We start from the raw sequence: 18,797 nt of genomic DNA on the forward strand, positions 1-18,797 counted from the left end.
GCTGACACATGGCTAACCACTCAGTTATCCTATAAAAATAACGCCACATTATAACAAATAAGCACCTCTCTGACATACTATATTTGTCAGATTATTTTACACAAATACGTCTTCAGCGATAATAAACATACACTATATGTTTAATGACGCTTTTTTATAGCGAATAGCTCTCCTTGAACGTTACAGACTTTCTGTTAACGTAAAACGCTCTGTCGGCAAATACTTGTTTTGCTGCTGATGCAAGTAGCCAAGCATCTGCTCACGCACTTCGCAAGCAAGCGTCCATGCTTCTATGGGACCTACTGCTGAAACAGCACCGCGCAGCTGAATGGTGTTTTCTGTCACTTCAACAACAAATATTTCGGGCTCAGTTTCATTGTCCCAAAGCTCATTATCTTTAGTTACTGAGATAAACTGCTGGCGAATGGCCTTTATATCTGCACCATAATCAATGTATAAAAACACAGGACAGGTCTGATGCACTTCTGTATGTGACCAGTTCTCTACCCTTTCAGTGATCAACTGGCGCATCGGCACAATTAATCGACGCTCATCCCATGTTTTGAGTACCGCATAAGTGTAACGCAAGTCTTCCACAGTGCTGAAATTACCATCCATTATCACGCTATCGCCAATCCGTACAGGCTGCGTCACTGCCACCTGCACCCCAGCAATGATGTTACCCAATATAGGCTGAGCGGCGATACCAATAACCACGCCAGCAATACCAGCTGAAGTCAGTAAGGTTTTGCCAAGACCTTCCATGTTGGCAAACTCACTCAGTCCTATCCAGATACTACCCAATATCATGACAAAAATGAAAACGCGGCGGAATATCGACACATAAGTGCGACGACGGCGCACTTTATCAAAATGCTCTTCTCCTAGGTTTTCAATCTGCATGTCTTGGTAACGATTGGCAAAAAAATTAATAGTACGAATGCCTAGCCACATCGCACTAAATACCAACCCCGTCCAAATCAGCGGACGGGTTGATGAAGCCACTGCATCTAGATAAGGAAAACCACCAGAAACTAAGGTAAAAACGAGCGAAAAACTGATGGTAAAGGTCAAAGGCACGGTTAGCTTATTGGCCAAATCTGCCACGCCATTGGCACTGCCAGCAGAGATGTTGTATTTTTCATTATCAACATAACGGCTGATGAGTTTTTCCGTGCTTTTACTTAGTATCCAACCTACGCCCATGGTAAATAAGAAAAACAGGATGAGCGCTGAAAACTCCCATAAGGCAATACCAAAAAACTGGAATTTTAACCAAGTAGGTAGATAACGCTCAAACTCCGATGGATGATATTGTTTATAAAGATTTTCAATATTACCCACTGTCTGCGCAGAGAACATCCAAACTGGCGCCTGATCACCTACCCTTACCCGCTCCAAGTAAACAGGAACACGACGTTCTCGGTACTCGATATAACCCAGCTGGATAGAGCGTCTAGGGATACCCATGACACTACTATCGTTACCCAATGGTGGTTCAATCAGACCATCAGGACGATCGGGCATATCATCAAATACGTATAGCTCTTTTTCAGATAGTAAAAAATCAAGCTGCTTGGTCAAATCAAGCGAACGGGTACGCTGGTTTTTCTCATCAATCAGATTCATATTGAGTGCATAAGCGGCCAAATCATACTGCTGCTTCATCACCGCAGATTGAAAAAACCCCAAAGTCGCAAGCGGCGTCGCCAAATTTGGTGGCTCAGCTAATGGTGGTAACCCGACATTGAGCTTGTTGAGTAAGTAGTAATTCTCGCTATACTCCCCTGTCAGTCCCACATCACCTTGCAACGTCCCTGCTTGCTGTACTGCGCTACGCTCAGTGGGATCAAATATCTCTTCGGTAATACCAGAGACGCTAATATTTTCGTCTTTGATTGTATTTATTTGTTGGACAGCGTACTCAGCCAAATTGTCAGGTTTGCTAGCGACTTGTGAGCGGCCTTCCTCATTTGCTGCACTGGCAGGTATATAGATAGCGCTGATGGCTATAATAAGAAACCCTAAAACTACCTGCAGTGCATTGTAGCGGATATTATTACGCTCTACATCGCGGCGGTGACCACCGTCAATATCCATTGCTATGCCACGATCATCAGCATTACTATTTTTAAGAGTATTCATATTTTCAAAGCCACTGGTCTACAAAAGGAACGGATATAAAAGGAATGGATATAAAAAGTGCATTCGGTATGCTTTAACCTAATGCACTCTGCAAAAAAAAGCCAGCGTGAGCTGACTTAATTTATTAGCATGCGTATGTAATCTGATGCACAGCGTCTATATATCTATGCGCGGCGCCATGTTGTACCAGCGCGGCTGTCTTCAAGCTCAATACCAGCCTCTTTTAGCCGCTCGCGTATTTCATCAGCACGCGCAAAGTTTTTGTTGGTTTTGGCATCGGCACGCTCGACGATCAATCCGTCAATAGCCGCATCAGTCAAACCATCTTCTGCTTTATCACCAATCACCGCTTGCAAAAACTGCTGCACAGGTTGTTGTAAGATATTCAACACCTGTGCCAGTGCTTTTAATTGCTGTGCCAACTGCCATGCTGTCTCGACTTCTTCAGCTTTGATGGCTTTATTGATGTCGCGTGCCAGACCAAATAAAACACTAATCGCTGTTGAGCTATTGAAGTCATCATTCATGGCTTTAATAAAATCTTGTCCAGCAGCCGTACGATAAGCTTCGCTCGTCAAGTTGTCATCGATTACGATTGTCTGCCCTTTTTGCTGTTCAGCCAGTTTTAACGCATTATATAATCTGCTTAGGCTATTATGAGCTTCATCTAATGCGCTATCAGAGAAATTAACTTGGCTACGATAATGGCTAGATAATAAGAAAAAACGCACCGTTTCAGGCAAGTATTTTGCTATAACATCGCGAATGGTTGAGAAATTAGCCAACGACTTGGACATTTTTTCGCCGTCAACATTGATAAACCCGACGTGCATCCAGTTACGCGCGTACTCGCAACCCGTCGCTGCCTCAGACTGGGCAATTTCATTCTCATGATGCGGGAACTGCAAGTCGTGACCGCCGCCATGAATATCAAAGGTATTGCCCAAGCACTTGGTCGACATGGCCGAGCATTCAATATGCCAACCCGGACGCCCCTGCCCCCAAGGTGACGCCCATTGCGGCTCATCAGGTTTCGCCGCTTTCCAAAGCACAAAGTCAAATGGGTTGCGCTTATCGTTTTCGACATCGACACGTGAACCTGCCTGCATCTCATCAAGATTGCGCTTAGACAATTTGCCATAATTCGCAAAACTATCAACAGCATAGTAGACATCGCCATTGTCGCCTGCATACGCATAGTCACCTGTGACCAGCGTCTCAATCATGGTTTGCATATCATCGATATGATCAGTCGCGCGCGGCTCAGCATCAGGTACTAAGCAGCCAAGGGCTGCAAAATCCTCATGCATCGCTGTAATAAAGCGCTGGGTCAACGCCCCAATCTCTTCGCCATTTTCAGCGGCGCGCGCAATAATTTTGTCATCGATATCAGTGATATTGCGTACGTAATTGACATCATAACCCAATTGGGTGAGCCAACGTACCACCATATCAAACCCGATCATCATTCGAGCGTGCCCGATATGACAATAGTCATAGACGGTCATACCACACACATACATACCCACTTTCCCTGCTTTGAGCGGTTCAAACGGACGCTTGCCGCCAGTCAGTGAGTCATAAATAGCAAGTTGAGACATCGCATCTGCAAGTGGTGTGGTCATAATAAAAGAGCCTTTTAGCATAAATAAAATAAATAGATTGAAAATATCAGCCGTAGCAAGTAAGCAAGCCGTACCGATGATATGATTATAATTTTAACGTAACCCATTATCTTAGCGAAAACAGGCGTAAAATACTACAATGAGCAGGCAACTACCACCATTCAATCATAAAAACCGTTAAGGATATAAAGATGGGCAATCGATTAAGCAAAATATACACGCGTACTGGAGATGATGGCAGCACGGGTATGGCTGATGGCAGTCGATTCAGTAAAGCTGACAATCTGTTCGGTGTCATGGGTGATATCGACGAGCTCAACTCACATATCGGACTGGTGCGTGCTCAACTACAAAGAAACAAAGGCCAATCGATTAGTAAGGATTTTTCTCAAGCCTTAGTTATTATTCAGCATCTATTGTTCAATATCGGCGGTGAGCTTGCCATGCCAGAATATGAGGGCGTCAATGCCACCCATATCGAGTGGCTAGAGCAACAAATCGATATGATGAATACCACGCTGCCACCACTAAAAGACTTTATTTTACCCACAGGCTCTGTACTGGTGAGCCAGTTGCATGTAGCACGTAGTGTGTGTCGCCGAGCTGAGCGCCAAGCTGTGTTATTGCAGGAGCAGCGCCCAGCAGCCATACGCCGCACTGCCATCAGCTTTATCAATCGTTTATCTGATTGGTTGTTTGTCGCCGCGCGCTTTTGTACAGATCCCGAACAAGTCTCTGAAGTACTATGGGACAGTCAAGTCTTGCAAAACTTCGCTGACAATCGCTAATGAATCAAACCTAATATTGCTAGCACCCTCTGACCTAGGTTGATTTTTCGAATATAAAAAAACCCGCAGCACTCATGTTACGGGGTTTTTATTACTTAGCAATATCTATCGACTACCAGTTGCTAACTACTCATAAAATTGCAAATTAGTAAGTAGCGCTATCATCTTCAATGATGACCATATCGATGGTTTCATCTTTCGGCACTGATTTTGGCGTCGCTGGCGTTACTGGTTTTTTGGTCTCAGTAGTAGCCGCTGCTTGATTGTTTTCTGTCGAGCTGTTTTGGTTGCTGGTCGGTTTATTGATGGTTGGCGGCGTCGCAGGTTCAGTAGGACGAATTGGCTCAACTGGCGTGATGGTTCTAGGCTGCTGACGAGCGGGTGCTGCTTGAGTATTATTGTTACTGCTTTGGGCTGCTGCACGTCGCTCAGCACGCTCCTCATCCATCGCAGATTTCAACACAGAGCCTGCCATCACATCTGAAACCACAGTAATCAACGCTGGCTGTCCAGCAATACGCGTGCGCACTTGCCCGCCTTGAGTACCGACAACGTAAGTAAAGGCGTCATCAACGAGCATATTGTTATTGATACGGATATTGTCTTGCGCCAAACGAGATTGCAGGCTTGGCTGATTGTTAGCCGCTTGCACTTGACTGGCTTGATACAAGTCTTCACTTGGCAATGTCATGCTGACACTTGCTTGGCACGTTGTCATACCATTGTCATTGGCTTTTTGTAGTATGGCAGCGTTTTGTACATCGATAACCACGCCATTGATTTTTTCAGTGACAACGCCGCTTTCTAGACTAATCTCGGCATCATTGGCATAATTAGCAGCCAATGCTTGTGCCTGTTGGTTGAGTGTATTTTTTAAAGCAGATTTGAGACGGTCTTGTACCATCGGGTCATCACAATTGATAGCAGGAGCGACGGCACTTTCGGTCGCTACTGGCTCTTGTTCCGTCATCTCTGCCGTATCGGCAGTATCTTCTTTCTCTGAGCGATCACAGCCTGCAAGCGCCAAACCACATACTATTCCGATTCCAGCCACTTTATGCCACTTGCTCAAACTTATATTTGCTACGCTCATATTTACTTCACTCCCAATTTACTGGTTCTTACCGCCACTGATGGACAATATTTAACACTCAAACTGCATGGCAGACTTATAAAACAATGGTGTCATTAACGGTCTGCGATAGATTTGAAAACCACATCATTATACGGTGTTTGGTTGAAATGGTCATTAGTGTAGCCCATGGATATACAAATAGCGCCCCTCATTATGGGTAAAACCTGCGTTTGGTTGCAAAAACATAACAAATACTAGAGAAACATCAGACGCAAAGTATATTGGTCACGCCACAAATTCTATTAGACGTTGATGTCATGACAATATATGATGAGTCGTAAAATCAGTCAGTAGTCATGTGATATGGTAAATTTTAAAAACACGCGTTTATTAGGTCATCGTGGCGCTCGCGGAGAGAGTTTAGAGAATACCTTTTCAGGTTTTAAGTATTCTCAAAATCTAACCTCACAAGGCTTGGCAGGGGTTGAATTTGATATTCAACTGAATGCCGATGGTCACTTGATTGTGTTCCATGACGATGATTTGGAGCGTATGTGCGGTCAACAGTCGCGTATTGATCAGCTCGGGCTCACAGAGATTCAGTGCCGCTTACAATTCGGGCAGCCAATCATGACTTTAGCCAATATAGCGCCTGTACTGAGAGGATTTAGGGTGATTGAGCTTGAGATTAAAACGCACAATCGAACCAATTATGCAGTATTGATAAATGCACTGGCGCAAGAGCTTATCGATACACCGCTTGCCAGCTTACCAGTGGTGCTGACCAGCTTTGATGTGGAGCTGCATAATCGGTTGCAACGCCACAGACTATTATCTCGCATACCGCGAGGATTATTGATTCGCACGCCAGCTGCCTTGGCAAAAGCGACATACACTGCCCTACAGCTTGGCTGCGTTCAATTGGGTATTCATTATCCGCTTTTAACCCAAGACATTATCAAACATAGTCACCGTTATGGGCTACCCGTGAGCGCTTGGACGGTCAATGATGTCCATACGATTGAACAGCTTATAAGCTGGAATACCGACGTGATTATTACTGACTTTCCACGTCATTTATTATTACCTTGAACTGTCTATCCATATTTTTTCACTTTTAGATAAATCTCTTTTTTCACCCTTACAGTCCCTACATATCTATAGCGTTACTTACACTTCCCCTTAATGCCTGACAAGTTATCGGCATTTTTGACTCATACAGTCTATAATTCATACAAGTTATTGTTATTTAGCAATATTTTTATAGTGTATAAGTGTTCACTTTATATGATTTTTCAGGTACTATGGGGACTTAAATTAATACCGTTAGGGATATTATATGATTGCAAAAAAAGCACTTGGCTTACCGCTTAAAGGCTTACGTTTCGCTATCAAATCTGGCGATACCTTTGTAAAGAACGCCAGCACTCAAGTCACGCGTTTCAAGACTCGTTTTGATGAAAAGAAAGCGCAAATGGCTCTTGACGAGCAGCCTACGGCAAAACGCAACTACGCTAACGCTTCTGAGCAAACGGATGTTCTGACAAAAGAGCAAAGCATTGATATGCGTGAGTTTGAATTTACAAAAGCGCCAATCAACTGGATTCCAGCGACTTTTTTGGTAACGACGCCGATTGCTGCTGCTATCATTACACCATGGTATTTGTTTACTCATGATGTAAGCGCTCCTGTCTGGGGTGTATTTGGTGCCTTTATGGTATGGACTGGCATTAGCATCACCGCCGGTTATCATCGCCTGTTGGCGCACCGTGCTTACAAAGCGCATCCAATCGTCAAAAACTTTTTATTGCTAGGAGCTACCCTAGCGGTACAAGGGTCTGCATTTGACTGGGTTTCAGGTCACCGTGTTCATCATCGTCATGTCGATGATGTAATGGACGATCCGTACTCAGCAAAACGTGGGTTCTGGTTCAGCCATATCGGCTGGATGCTACGTAACTATCCTAGCGGCAACTTTGACTACAAAAACATTCCTGACTTGACCAAAGACAAAGTCCTACAGATACAGCATAAATATTATGGCCTATGGGTACTAGCCACCAACGTTGGTTTGGTCGCGGCTGTTGGTTGGTTGTTGGGTGATGTTTGGGGCACGCTTGTGTTGGCAGGTTTGCTGCGCTTGGTATTGACGCATCACTTTACTTTCTTCATTAACTCATTATGTCATATGTTTGGTAGCCGTCCTTATACCGATACCAATACTGCTCGTGATAACTTCATTTTAGCGATATTTACATGGGGTGAGGGTTATCACAACTACCATCACTTCTTCCAGTACGACTATCGTAATGGCGTAAAATGGTGGCAGTATGATCCAACCAAATGGTTGATTGCTGGCTTATCAAAACTTGGGTTGACCTCTGATCTGCGCACGGTCGATGATACGACCATCAAGCATGCCGAAGTTCAAATGCAATTTAAAGCAGCTCAGCAGAAAATCGATACCGCGACTGGTGGCGGTATTGACTTAACTCATGCGATGAAGAGCTTCCAAGATCGCATTAAGTTTGAATATGATGCCTTTACGCAGACAGTTGAAGAGTGGCAAGCGCTAAAAGCAAAAACAATTGAACTTAAAAAGACAGAGTTCGCTGATCGCTTGCACGAGGCTGATGATAAATTGAAGCATGATTATGCTAAGATTGAGCAAAAAATTCTTGAGCATAACAATAACTTGAAAAATGCTTTTCGCTCTATTGGTATCAGCAAAAAAGCCGCCTAACTGGTTTTTATAAGCTATCGTAATTGTCAGGTTTCTCCTTCCCTCTATCTGCCCTAGATAGGGGGATTTTTTTGTTTATAATTTATAATTTATGGTTTATGTCACTACCTCTACTTTTAATAATCTTATCCTCGTAGTAAATGATGAAATATATAGGCTCAATCGTTGCAACCTCCAACCTAGAGACAGTAACCAACTATAGTCAATCAATACTAAAAGTGGTACAAGGCAGACGAGTGACCTCTGCTGTCAACAACGGAGAAAAACACTTGGTAGATTTCATCAGGCAGCCTGACGGTAAAAGTCTTGGAATACTTGAGCAGGCGACTTAAATCCTAACCCTTTTTGTATCCGTTGACGGTTGTAAAAAATCTCAATATATCTTGTAACATCAGCGATGGCTTGCTGACGAGTTTCATAGACCTTGTGGTAAATCAGCTCATTTTTTAGCTGACCCCAGAAACTCTCAATCGGGGCATTATCGTAGCAATTGCCTTTTCGGCTCATAGAGCCAGCTAAGCCATGCTTTTGAATGATTTGGCGGTACTGATAACTGCAATATTGGCTACCCCTATCAGAATGCACGATAAGCCCTTTAGCGGGTCGTTTATACTTGATGGCATTGTTTAACGCTTGGCATACTAAATCAGAGGTCATGCGTTTATTTAGGGCATAGCCCACGATTTCTTTGCTATACAAGTCTTTGACCGCTGCTAGATATAACCAGCCTTCATTGGTCCAGATATACGTTATATCGCTGACCCAGGCAATATTGGGTGCTACCACGTCAAATTGCTGTTCTAGCAAGTTTGGATAAACAGGCTTGTTGTGATTTGAGTCAGTAGTCGTTTTAAATCGCTTGTGACGCTTGCAGTAAATACTATGTTCTTGCTTAATTTGTCGCACCATGTAAAGGCTGATGTCATGTCCTTGGTTAGTTAAATGCTGATGTAAGCGTTCATGACCGTAGCTTTCTTTGGTATCCATGTGAGCGGATTTGACCAGTAATTCACAGCGGTTGTGGTGCTGTTTTCGCTTGCTGATGCCTCGCTTTAGCCAGTCATAGTAGCCTGATAGGCTGACTTCAAATAGGGTCGCCATACGTTGTATGCAGTATTTTAATCGATTCTCTTGCATAAAGGCGTACTTGGCTACTGGTTCTTGGCAAAGTACGCCGTTGCCTTTTTTAGAATTTCTCGTTCTTCTTGAGCGATTTTTAGTTGTTTTTTAAGGTCTTTGATTTCATCCAAGGCGGCTATGAGTTCAGGGTTATAGTTTTGTGTGCCTGCAAGTACGCCGCTTTCTGCTTTCCTGTGCCAGTTCGCTAGTGTGTTCATGGGTATCCCTAGCTCCTTAGCCGTTTGACTGATGTTGCCGTTATTTTCTTTGATTTTGGCGATGGCTTCGGCTTTGAAGGTGTCGCTGTATTCTACTCTTTTCTTACTCATGGTAAACTCCTGTTTAGATTACAAGTTTACCAAATATTTTTGTCCGTTTTTTTCAGCATACATCAGAGTGCAAGTACTACAGTAGTAGGCTAAACGAGTCTAACGCTGTAACACTTTAATAGTGGTTCGACTATAATCCACTAAACTCAGCTCACCCAAAGTAGCTAGTTTTATTTTTTGGCTAGATATTACAAGAGACGGACAGAGTGCAACGATGCCATATGAGAGCTATGCTATAGTGACATTCTCACTTTTATATTTTAATGGAAACGGCCTGTATGCGTTATCAAAACACTTACGTCAACCTAGACACGCGCCTTTATCATGAGCAGCCACCGACGCCACTAGACAATCCTCGTGTCGGTCACTTCAACACTCAAGTTGCACAGCAGTTAGGTTGGGCAAACGACGAGGACCTGATGACCAATTGGGTTGAGATATTGGGCGGTCAATACGTGCCAGCTGATTTCAAACCATTATCGATGGCCTATGCCGGTCACCAGTTTGGACAGTGGGCTGGGCAATTGGGCGACGGACGCGGTTTATTGATGGCGCAGGTACTCGATGTTGATGGACAGCCACAAGACTTGCATCTTAAAGGTGCTGGTTTGACGCCCTACTCGCGCATGGGTGATGGACGCGCAGTCTTACGTAGTACTATTCGCGAATACCTTTGCGGTCATGCATTGACGCAGCTTGGCATCCCCTCGTCTAACGCTTTGGGGTTTGTGGTATCTGATACGAGAGTACGCCGTGAGCGTATCGAAGCAGGTGCAGCGTTGATGCGTGTGGCTGATAGTCATATTCGTCTCGGTCATGTCGAATGGATTGCCAGCTTTGCCCCTGATGTACTGGGTGAGTTCACTGACTATATGATTGACACTTACTATCCAGAGTGCCGCGATAGCGAAACGCCTGTCTTAGCTTTCTTGACCGCAGTGGTTGAACGTACGGCCCGTATGATTGCTGATTGGCAATTGATTGGCTTTGCTCACGGTGTGATGAACACAGATAACTTATCTATCACAGGCAGTACTTTGGACTTTGGGCCGTTTGGCTTTATGGAGCGCTTCAATCCTGCATGGATTAATAATCACTCAGACCATACGGGTCGCTACGCTTATCAGAATCAACCTGCTATCGGGCATTGGAACCTAAACGTTTGGCTGCCACACTTTATGCGCCTAGAAGGCGTTACTCGTGAGACGCTCGCTGAGTGTTTAGCGCCTTATGAAGCAACCTTTATGCAGCATTATCAGCAAGGTCTGTGCCGCAAGCTTGGCCTACCGCATCAAAGAGAAAACCTCAGCTTGGCCTTTGAATGGTTGACACTATTAGAAGACAATTTGCTCGACTATACCAATAGTTTCCGCGCCCTACTCGGTTTGGTCGCACCAGCAGATCATCCTTATGAGCAAAAGCTACTGGTTACCATGACCACCGAATTAAGCGGTGATGCGCAGCAAGTATGGCAAGACTGGTCAACACGTTATCTGGCACAGATCGAGCAGCTGTCACTTGAGCAGGTAGTTAACGGTATGCAGACAACTAATCCTGTCTATGTCCTTCGTAATAGCATGGCGCAGCGTGCGATTACTGCCGCAGAGCAAGGTCAGTTTGAAGAAGTTGATCGAGTGTTTCGCTTATTAGACAATCCTTACAGCGTGCAAGATATCGCTAATGATCTAGATACTAATGCGCCTGCACCGGATACACCGCAGATGCCTATTAGCTGCTCATCTTAGTAGTTGCCCGCTTTAACACTTTTCAATTCTGTAATATTTTGAAATATTATGAAATTAAGGTTGATATCCAACTGCATTTTTTGGCATTATCAACGAGATAAATAACGAATATCATTTTATTATATTATTCGCACAATTCACCGTTGTTGACTAGGCAGTGAATTGGCAATAATGCTAGAATGAATATTTTAGCTGGTTTGCTTTTTTGACCTGATCTTTGATCGTCGACCATGATTCTGATGGTCGTGAGTCGTTTAACGTCTTTATCCCTTTCAATTATTATCATTCAATGATCTTTGGAGGGTTAGACGTTGTTTTTTATCACCATTTAATTTATTCCAATTTATTCCAACCATGGCAATTATTATGAATGACGATACCACTTCGAATACGGATAACCTCAGTACAGAAAAAGAGCAGTTTGAACAAGCTGCCTTACATTACCATGAGTTTCCACGCCCAGGTAAAATTTCGGTAACCCCTACTAAGCAGCTAGCCAACCAACGTGATTTAGCACTCGCCTACTCTCCAGGTGTTGCTGTACCTTGTCTTGAGATCCAAAGAGATCCAAAACTTGCGTCTAAATACACGGCACGTAATAACCTCGTTGGTGTTATCACTAACGGTACTGCTGTATTGGGTCTGGGTAATATCGGTCCATTGGCATCGAAGCCAGTCATGGAAGGTAAAGGCGTTCTATTTAAGAAGTTCGCAGGTATCGACGTTTTTGATATTGAAATTGCTCAAAATGATCCAGACAAATTCATCGAAGCGGTTGCCTCCCTTGAGCCTACTTTTGGTGGTATCAACCTAGAAGACATCAAAGCACCAGAATGTTTCAAAATTGAGCGCGTACTACGTGAGCGCATGAACATTCCTGTGTTCCATGATGACCAACATGGGACGTCAATCATCGTTGCCGCAGCCATGCTAAATGCTTTGTTGATTACTGGCAAAAAAATCGAAGAAATTAAAGTTGTCTGTTCAGGTGCAGGTGCAGCCGCCATCTCTTGTCTAGACATCATTTGCGCGCTTGGTGTTAATAAAAACAACATTATTGTTTCAGATTCACGTGGCATTATCAGCACTAGTCGTGAAAACCTTGATGAAACCAAACAACGTTATGCTCGTGAGACAACCGCTACCTCTATCGAAGAAGTGATGGACGATGTGGATATGTTCTTAGGTCTATCTATGCCAGGTACTCTATCAGAAGATATGGTTCGCCGTATGGCAAAAGATCCTATTGTCTTTGCACTTGCCAACCCAACACCTGAAATCATGCCAGAATTGGCACATGCGGTACGTCCAGACGTCATCATGGCAACTGGTCGCTCAGATTATCCAAACCAAGTAAACAACGCACTATGCTTCCCATACATCTTCCGCGGTGCCTTGGACGTTGGTGCGACAACCGTCAACGAAGAGATGAAAGTCGCTTGCGTAAAAGCCATCGCTGCCATGGCACACGTCGAAGCAACCCCTACGACCAACGTCAGAAACATCGAGACGATGAAAAGCTTCGGTCGTGATTACCTAATCCCTGGCCCACTAGAGCCAAACCTAATCATCGAGATTGCCTCTGCGGTTGCCAAAGCGGCAATGGACTCAGGCGTAGCGACACTGCCAATCGAAGACATGAAGGCATATCGTCAGCGTCTGTCTGAGTTTGTCTACAACTCTGCGTTTGTTATGAAGCCTATCTTTGCACGCGCTAAGTCTGCGCCAAAGCGTATCGTATACTGTGAAGGCGAAGACAATAATATCTTATTGGCCGTACAAGTGGTCGTCGATGAAGGCTTGGCTCAGCCAATCTTGGTTGGTCGTCCAGCAGTCATCAACGATCACATCAATAAGTTGGGCTTACGTCTAAAAGATGGCGAAAACATCACGATCGTCAACCAAGATGATGATCCTCGCTACAAAGACTACTGGCAGGGCTACTACGAGAAAAACAAGCGCCGCGGCGTGAGTATCGAGCTTGCTCGTCGTGATGTTCGCCGTAAAACCACGTTGATTGGTTCTTTATTGGTTGACAACGGTGATGCTGACGGTATGGTTTGTGGTACCTTTAGTGACTACCAGATGCACCTAAAGTATGTCGAAAGCGTCATTGGCAAAAAAGAAGGCATCAATGATTTTTATTCGATGAATGCCGTATTGATGCAAGATCGCAACATCTTTATCGCTGATACGTACGTGCATGAAGATCCAACCGCTGAGCAGTTGGCTGAGATGACCGTTCTGGCTGCCGATCAAATCCGCCGTTTTGGTATCACGCCACGTGTTGCATTAGTCTCTCATTCAAACTTTGGCGCTTCAAATCTTGCCAGCGCGGTCAAAATGCGCAAGGTTCATGAGCTACTAACTGACATGAATGTCGACTTTGATTTTGAAGGCGAGATGCAAGGAGATGCCGCACTGAATGAACATATCCGCCTAAACGATATGCCATCAAGCCCACTAAAAGGCGCTGCGAACTTGCTGATCTTGCCAACGCTTGACGCCTCAAATATTGCCTTTAATTTACTTAAAACGGCAACCAGCAGTGCGTCTATTGGACCTATCTTGTTAGGTACGAATAAGCCAGTACATATCTTGACGCCATCAGCGACTGCTCGCGGTATCGTCAATATGACGGCATTGACTGTGACTGAAGCACAAGATTTAGAAAGCGAAAAATAATCAGACGTCCTACTTCGTATGATTATGTGATTCAAAAGGGCTCTGTCATCCATTGGCAGGGCCTTTTTGCTATACTAAAACCGGCCAATGCACATCACGCATGGGCGGTTTTTTGATTTATTGCGATTGGGCCGCTGATATCGGTTCAATAAGAAGAGGCTTTTATGCAAATTTATCTTGTGGGTGGTGCGGTTCGAGATCAACTATTACAACAACCTGTCAAAGATAAAGACTTCGTCGTCGTTGGTGCAACTGTCTCAGAGATGCTTGATGCAGGGTTTCAACAAGTAGGTGCGGACTTCCCTGTGTTTTTGCACCCCACCACTCATGAAGAGTATGCCCTTGCACGTACAGAGCGCAAGCAAGGCTCAGGATATAAAGGCTTTAGCGTACATGCCAGTCCTAATGTTAGTTTAAAAGAGGATTTGCAGCGCCGTGATCTGACCATCAATGCAATAGCTATCGAGGTTGTGAGTCTCACCGATGATACCCCTGTCAGTGGCGATGTCATTGACTATTACGGAGGATTACAAGATTTAGAGAGTCACATACTGCGCCATGTGTCTGGCGCTTTTAGCGAAGACCCATTACGAGTGCTGAGGACGGCTCGATTTTACGGGCGTTATTATGATTTGGGTTTTACCATTGCGGAAGACACCTTGACCCTAATGCGTCAACTGGTCAACTCAGGAGAGCTTGCTCATTTGAGTGCGGAACGTATCTGGCAAGAGTCGAGCCGTGCAACGATGCAACTATCACCGCAAGTATACTGGCAGCAATTGTTTGAGATTGGTGCGCTTACAGAGTACTTTGCCCCATTGCATGATGCTTGGGAGGACACTCATATACGAGAGACGGTTCAGACAGCATTATATTTTGCAGGCCAAATGCGCCTAAACTTGCCACAGCGTTGGGCACTGTTAATGGTCAGCCTGACCCCGTCACTATTTAATAATGAACATACGCATGACCAATCTGACCAATCAAAAGCGCTAAGAGATATCAATGATACCGGTAATAAAGCTAAAGTCCCCAAAGCGCATACGCAGTTTGCTATCCTATTCGCTCAGCAAGCCGAAACGCTGAGCATGATAAACAGTCTGAGCGCTGCCAAAAAGATTGACCTTATACAAGCTTGTGGTGCTCATAAAGAGCCAGATAAGCTGTCACAGCTCCTTGTCTGCAGTCACGTCTTACAGCTGGCAACACAGCACCGTCAGATGATGCTAGCACTAAATAGCTTTCATGCAATCGGTATGACAGATATTGCACCAGATCTTAAAGGGCCAGCCATCGGAGCAGCCTTACGTCAAAGCAGAATTGAACACTTACAAGCGCATGACACCTATTAAAAAGCATTTTAAAAAACATTGTCACTATGAACCAAGAACCTAACACTCTGCTATCAAAGAATACTGACACCCAACCTCCGGTGATGCTGGTAACTGGTAGCGCTAAGCGCATCGGTGCGGCAATTATCAGAGCAGCGCACACTCAAGGCTACCGTATCATTATCCATTGTCATCGTAGCGAAAAAGAAGCTAATAGCTTAGCTGACCAATTTAACAAAAGCCGTGCTAATAGCGCAGTGGTTATTGTTGCGGATTTGGCAGTAGTCAATCATGGTGCAGCGTTAGAGAATTTTGTTAAAAATATCATGGAAGCGTTTGGGCAGCTAGATGTACTGGTACATAATGCATCACGGTTCTACCCAAGCCCGCTTGGTAACATTGATTATACGCAGTGGGATGAATTACTTCTAACCAATGCCAAGGCGCCTTTACTATTGAGCCAAGCGCTACTGCCCTATCTCAAACATCAGCAAGGCTGTATTATCAGCTTATTGGATATTCACGCGCATGATAGACCGTTTAACAATTATACGGTCTATAACATGGCAAAGGCTGCGCATCGAATGATGGTTCAGTCGCTAGCGTTAGAGCTGGCACCAGACATACGCGTCAATGGTGTTGCACCTGGCGTCAATATCTTACCCGACCCCAATGGCGACCAAGCCATGGATGAAGTACAACAAACCAATATTATCGATTCAATCCCTATGCAAAGAATCGGTAAACCTGAGGAGATTGCTCATAGTGTACTGTACTTGGTACAGGCGCATTATGTCACAGGTGAAATTATCACAATCGATGGGGGGCGTAGCCTGACTATGGCTGGTAGTGGCTTTTAATCCGCTTTTAAACCGATTAAAAATTTATTGGTTACTTGCCATCTTTTACTTGAAAAATTCAAAAAATCAGGTATCATTGTGCGTCTAACGTTAGGGCCCATAGCTCAGTTGGTTAGAGCAGAGGACTCATAATCCTTTGGTCGTAGGTTCAAGTCCTACTGGGCCCACCATATTCAAACCCTTACAGTCATTGACTTGTAAGGGTTTTTTATTGTCTAAAATTTATGCGAACGCATGGACTTAGTTGGTTTTTTGATACTATCTTGATACTTTGACCCTTATAGTAATTAAAGTATGATATTACTAACACTATGGTTATATACTGCTGCATGGGTGATATATGAAGGTTAAACTTACCAAAAAATTTATAGATTCAGTAGACTATACCGCTAAAGGTACTGAAATCTATATGGACGATGTGTTAACTGGTTTTGCGCTACGCGTGGGCAAACAATCCAAACGTTATACATTACATAAGCGTATTAACGGAAAGCTATATAGAGATGAAGTGGAAGAAACGCACTTGATTACGCTAACCGAAGCACGTGAAAAAGCCAGCATAATGATGGCTAATATAAAAAAAGGTCTGCATGTTTATGACGGGCTTCATGAGGTCTTGGAAGAGCCGAAAGATAAGACCAATAATGTACCAACACTGAGAGATGCATATACCTACTTTAAATCAGCAAAGACTAGCTTAGCTAAAGGCACTATTGACACTTATGATGGTCAAATACTAAACAAGCTAGATGATTGGCTAGATATATCTTTAAATGATATATCTAAGTCAATGATAAGTGATAAGCATAAAGAGATAAGCAAGCATAGTAAAGCTCAGGCTAACGCAACTATGAGAGCTCTAAGGTCAGTTTGGAATTATTGTCGTGATAGCTTTTTAGATGATAACGAAGACTTTTTAATTAAAGAGCAACCAGTACGCATACTTAACGCCAAGAAAGATTGGAATATAATTAAGCCGCGTACTAAACATGTTGAAGAAGAATATTTAGGTATGTATCTCAAAACACTTTTAAATTATGTTGATAGAAGCTCACACCTGCAAGCGCCCCATAGCAATAATGCACGAGATATCATGCTACTTTTTATGTTCACTGGTGTGCGTTTAAATGAAGCGCAGCCCTTAAAGTGGTCTGACGTCGACCTTATAGCTGGCAGGATAGTATTCAAAGCTACAAAAAATGGTTCTAATTATCATATGCCTACTAGTGATATCTTACAAGCTCTGCTTGAAGAAAGATTCAGATTAAGCGCTGGCAAGCAATGGGTATTCCCGAGCAACTTGAAAGCTAGCGATGACCATATAAAAGATTTAAGCCGTAGTTATAAGGCCATAAGTAATCAAACAAACTTGTATATTACACCACATGATTTGCGCCGCACTTTTGGAACGGTAGCTAATAACTCAAGCATCAGCTATCCAGTCCTTAAACGCTTGCTCAATCACCGTGAAGCTAAATCAACCGATGATGTTACCCTACAATATATCCAAGTGTCACAGCGGCAACTAAGAGACGCTTCAAATTCAATAGAGTCTTTCTATTGTCGGCTTGCTGGCATGACACAAGATGAAATCATCAGTAAATATTACTAACCTACTAACATTTCAAGAAGAGTACTCTAAAAATATCGTCAACTAATTTAGTAAGAACGAGCCGTGATGGCGACCAGTTACACTACCTATATTCATTTGTAATAGCTCTATGATTGTTTGCAAGAGTTTAACCAACGCAATTAGCGCTTCTCTGTGATGGGTTTTACTACTACTCTATTTTATAAGCAGTATACTTCTTAGTATGATAAATTGGACTGTCATAGCTGTGAGAGCAGTCATTGTTTGATCGTGCTTTACGTTCAGTTTCGGGTACGCTGTGTTTGACTAAATATAATGATAAATATTTAACTATTTACGAGTAGCCATTATGAGTATTGAAAGCTTACCCGACTATCCATTACTAAAAAAGCTCGCCGAAGCTCTTTGGCGAAATGAAACTTCATATCAAGGCGCTGCTATAATGGTAGGCTCTGGCTTTAGTAGAAGCGCTGCTAGTAGTGGTGATATAAATAGTAAGTTACCTTTGTGGAATGATCTTCTAAAAATACTATCTGAACCGCCCCGACTATATCGGAGAGTGATTTACTTGAGTCAGGCAGCGATGCCTGACAGGGTTAAATTATCGTAATACCGCTTTTCAAACTCAAAAGGTGACACATAACCAATCGTGCTATGCAGACGTGTTTTATTAAACCAGTCCACCCATTCAAGGGTTGCCAGTTCAACATCATTAACGCCAGTCCAATTCTCCTTTAAATAGTCAATTACCTCAGATTTAT

General features: G+C 43.6%; 13 protein-coding genes and 1 tRNA gene. 9 read left to right on the top strand and 5 right to left on the bottom strand.

The window, feature by feature from the left end; translation table 11 throughout:
* Positions 1-180: 180 nt before the first annotated feature.
* Both HL061_RS02615 and cysS read right to left on the bottom strand, forming a co-directional pair.
* A complete protein-coding gene (locus HL061_RS02615) occupies positions 181-2,145 on the bottom strand; it encodes a mechanosensitive ion channel family protein (protein ID WP_252962477.1) in 1,965 nt (654 codons plus the stop codon).
* A 164-nt stretch (positions 2,146-2,309) separates the two neighbouring features.
* Positions 2,310-3,770 carry a cysteine--tRNA ligase gene (gene cysS, locus HL061_RS02620; protein ID WP_252962478.1) on the bottom strand — a complete coding sequence of 487 codons (1,461 nt, stop codon included), beginning with the start codon at positions 3,768-3,770 and terminating at the stop codon, positions 2,310-2,312.
* Between the two features lie 191 nt (positions 3,771-3,961).
* Between cysS and HL061_RS02625 the strand changes: the two genes are divergently transcribed.
* Positions 3,962-4,558: a cob(I)yrinic acid a,c-diamide adenosyltransferase gene (locus HL061_RS02625; protein ID WP_093069884.1), complete on the top strand. Its 597-nt coding sequence runs from the start codon at positions 3,962-3,964 to the stop codon at positions 4,556-4,558.
* 145 nt (positions 4,559-4,703) lie between these two features.
* Here HL061_RS02625 and HL061_RS02630 read toward each other — a convergent pair whose 3' ends face one another.
* The gene (locus HL061_RS02630) at positions 4,704-5,651 is read right to left on the bottom strand and encodes a hypothetical protein (RefSeq protein ID WP_186474352.1); all 948 of its coding nucleotides are present in this window, start codon (positions 5,649-5,651) and stop codon (positions 4,704-4,706) included.
* A 345-nt stretch (positions 5,652-5,996) separates the two neighbouring features.
* Here HL061_RS02630 and HL061_RS02635 point away from each other — a divergent pair, with 345 nt between their 5' ends.
* Both HL061_RS02635 and HL061_RS02640 read left to right on the top strand, forming a co-directional pair.
* Complete coding sequence (locus tag HL061_RS02635) at positions 5,997-6,725, top strand: glycerophosphodiester phosphodiesterase (protein ID WP_093069879.1); 729 nt, start codon at positions 5,997-5,999, stop codon at positions 6,723-6,725.
* Between the two features lie 472 nt (positions 6,726-7,197).
* A complete protein-coding gene (locus HL061_RS02640; protein ID WP_208855954.1) occupies positions 7,198-8,376 on the top strand; it encodes a fatty acid desaturase in 1,179 nt (392 codons plus the stop codon).
* 282 nt (positions 8,377-8,658) lie between these two features.
* On the opposite strand, the gene HL061_RS02645 is transcribed toward HL061_RS02640, so the two are convergent.
* Positions 8,659-9,824, bottom strand: a protein-coding gene (locus HL061_RS02645; protein ID WP_156770960.1) for an IS3 family transposase whose coding sequence is annotated in 2 segments (ribosomal slippage) — positions 8,659-9,566 and positions 9,566-9,824 — 1,167 coding nt in all. Because the reading frame shifts where the segments join, the coding sequence is not laid out codon by codon here.
* Between the two features lie 278 nt (positions 9,825-10,102).
* Between HL061_RS02645 and HL061_RS02650 the strand changes: the two genes are divergently transcribed.
* From HL061_RS02650 to HL061_RS02675, 6 genes are all read left to right on the top strand, one after another.
* Positions 10,103-11,569: a protein adenylyltransferase SelO family protein gene (locus HL061_RS02650; protein ID WP_093069874.1), complete on the top strand. Its 1,467-nt coding sequence runs from the start codon at positions 10,103-10,105 to the stop codon at positions 11,567-11,569.
* 366 nt (positions 11,570-11,935) lie between these two features.
* The gene (locus tag HL061_RS02655) at positions 11,936-14,254 is read left to right on the top strand and encodes an NADP-dependent malic enzyme (protein ID WP_093069872.1); all 2,319 of its coding nucleotides are present in this window, start codon (positions 11,936-11,938) and stop codon (positions 14,252-14,254) included.
* Between the two features lie 164 nt (positions 14,255-14,418).
* Entirely contained in the window at positions 14,419-15,606 is a 1,188-nt protein-coding gene (locus HL061_RS02660) for a tRNA nucleotidyltransferase (RefSeq protein ID WP_093069869.1), read from the top strand.
* A gap of 26 nt (positions 15,607-15,632) precedes the next feature.
* Positions 15,633-16,445, top strand: coding sequence for a pteridine reductase (locus HL061_RS02665; RefSeq protein ID WP_252962479.1), 813 nt, complete (start codon positions 15,633-15,635; stop codon positions 16,443-16,445).
* Positions 16,446-16,538: 93 nt separating this feature from the next.
* Positions 16,539-16,615 (top strand) — tRNA-Ile (locus HL061_RS02670).
* A 170-nt stretch (positions 16,616-16,785) separates the two neighbouring features.
* Positions 16,786-18,057 (top strand): integrase family protein, encoded by a 1,272-nt coding sequence (locus tag HL061_RS02675; RefSeq protein WP_071001740.1) that lies wholly within the window; start codon positions 16,786-16,788, stop codon positions 18,055-18,057.
* A 552-nt stretch (positions 18,058-18,609) separates the two neighbouring features.
* Here HL061_RS02675 and HL061_RS02680 read toward each other — a convergent pair.
* On the bottom strand, positions 18,610-18,797 hold a 188-nt coding region (locus HL061_RS02680; RefSeq protein ID WP_252962367.1), incomplete at its 5' end, for an IS3 family transposase.

The sequence above is a fragment of the Psychrobacter sp. PSP genome (genome assembly GCF_024085615.1).
In the GTDB taxonomy this organism is placed as follows: Bacteria; Pseudomonadota; Gammaproteobacteria; order Pseudomonadales; family Moraxellaceae; genus Psychrobacter; species Psychrobacter pacificensis.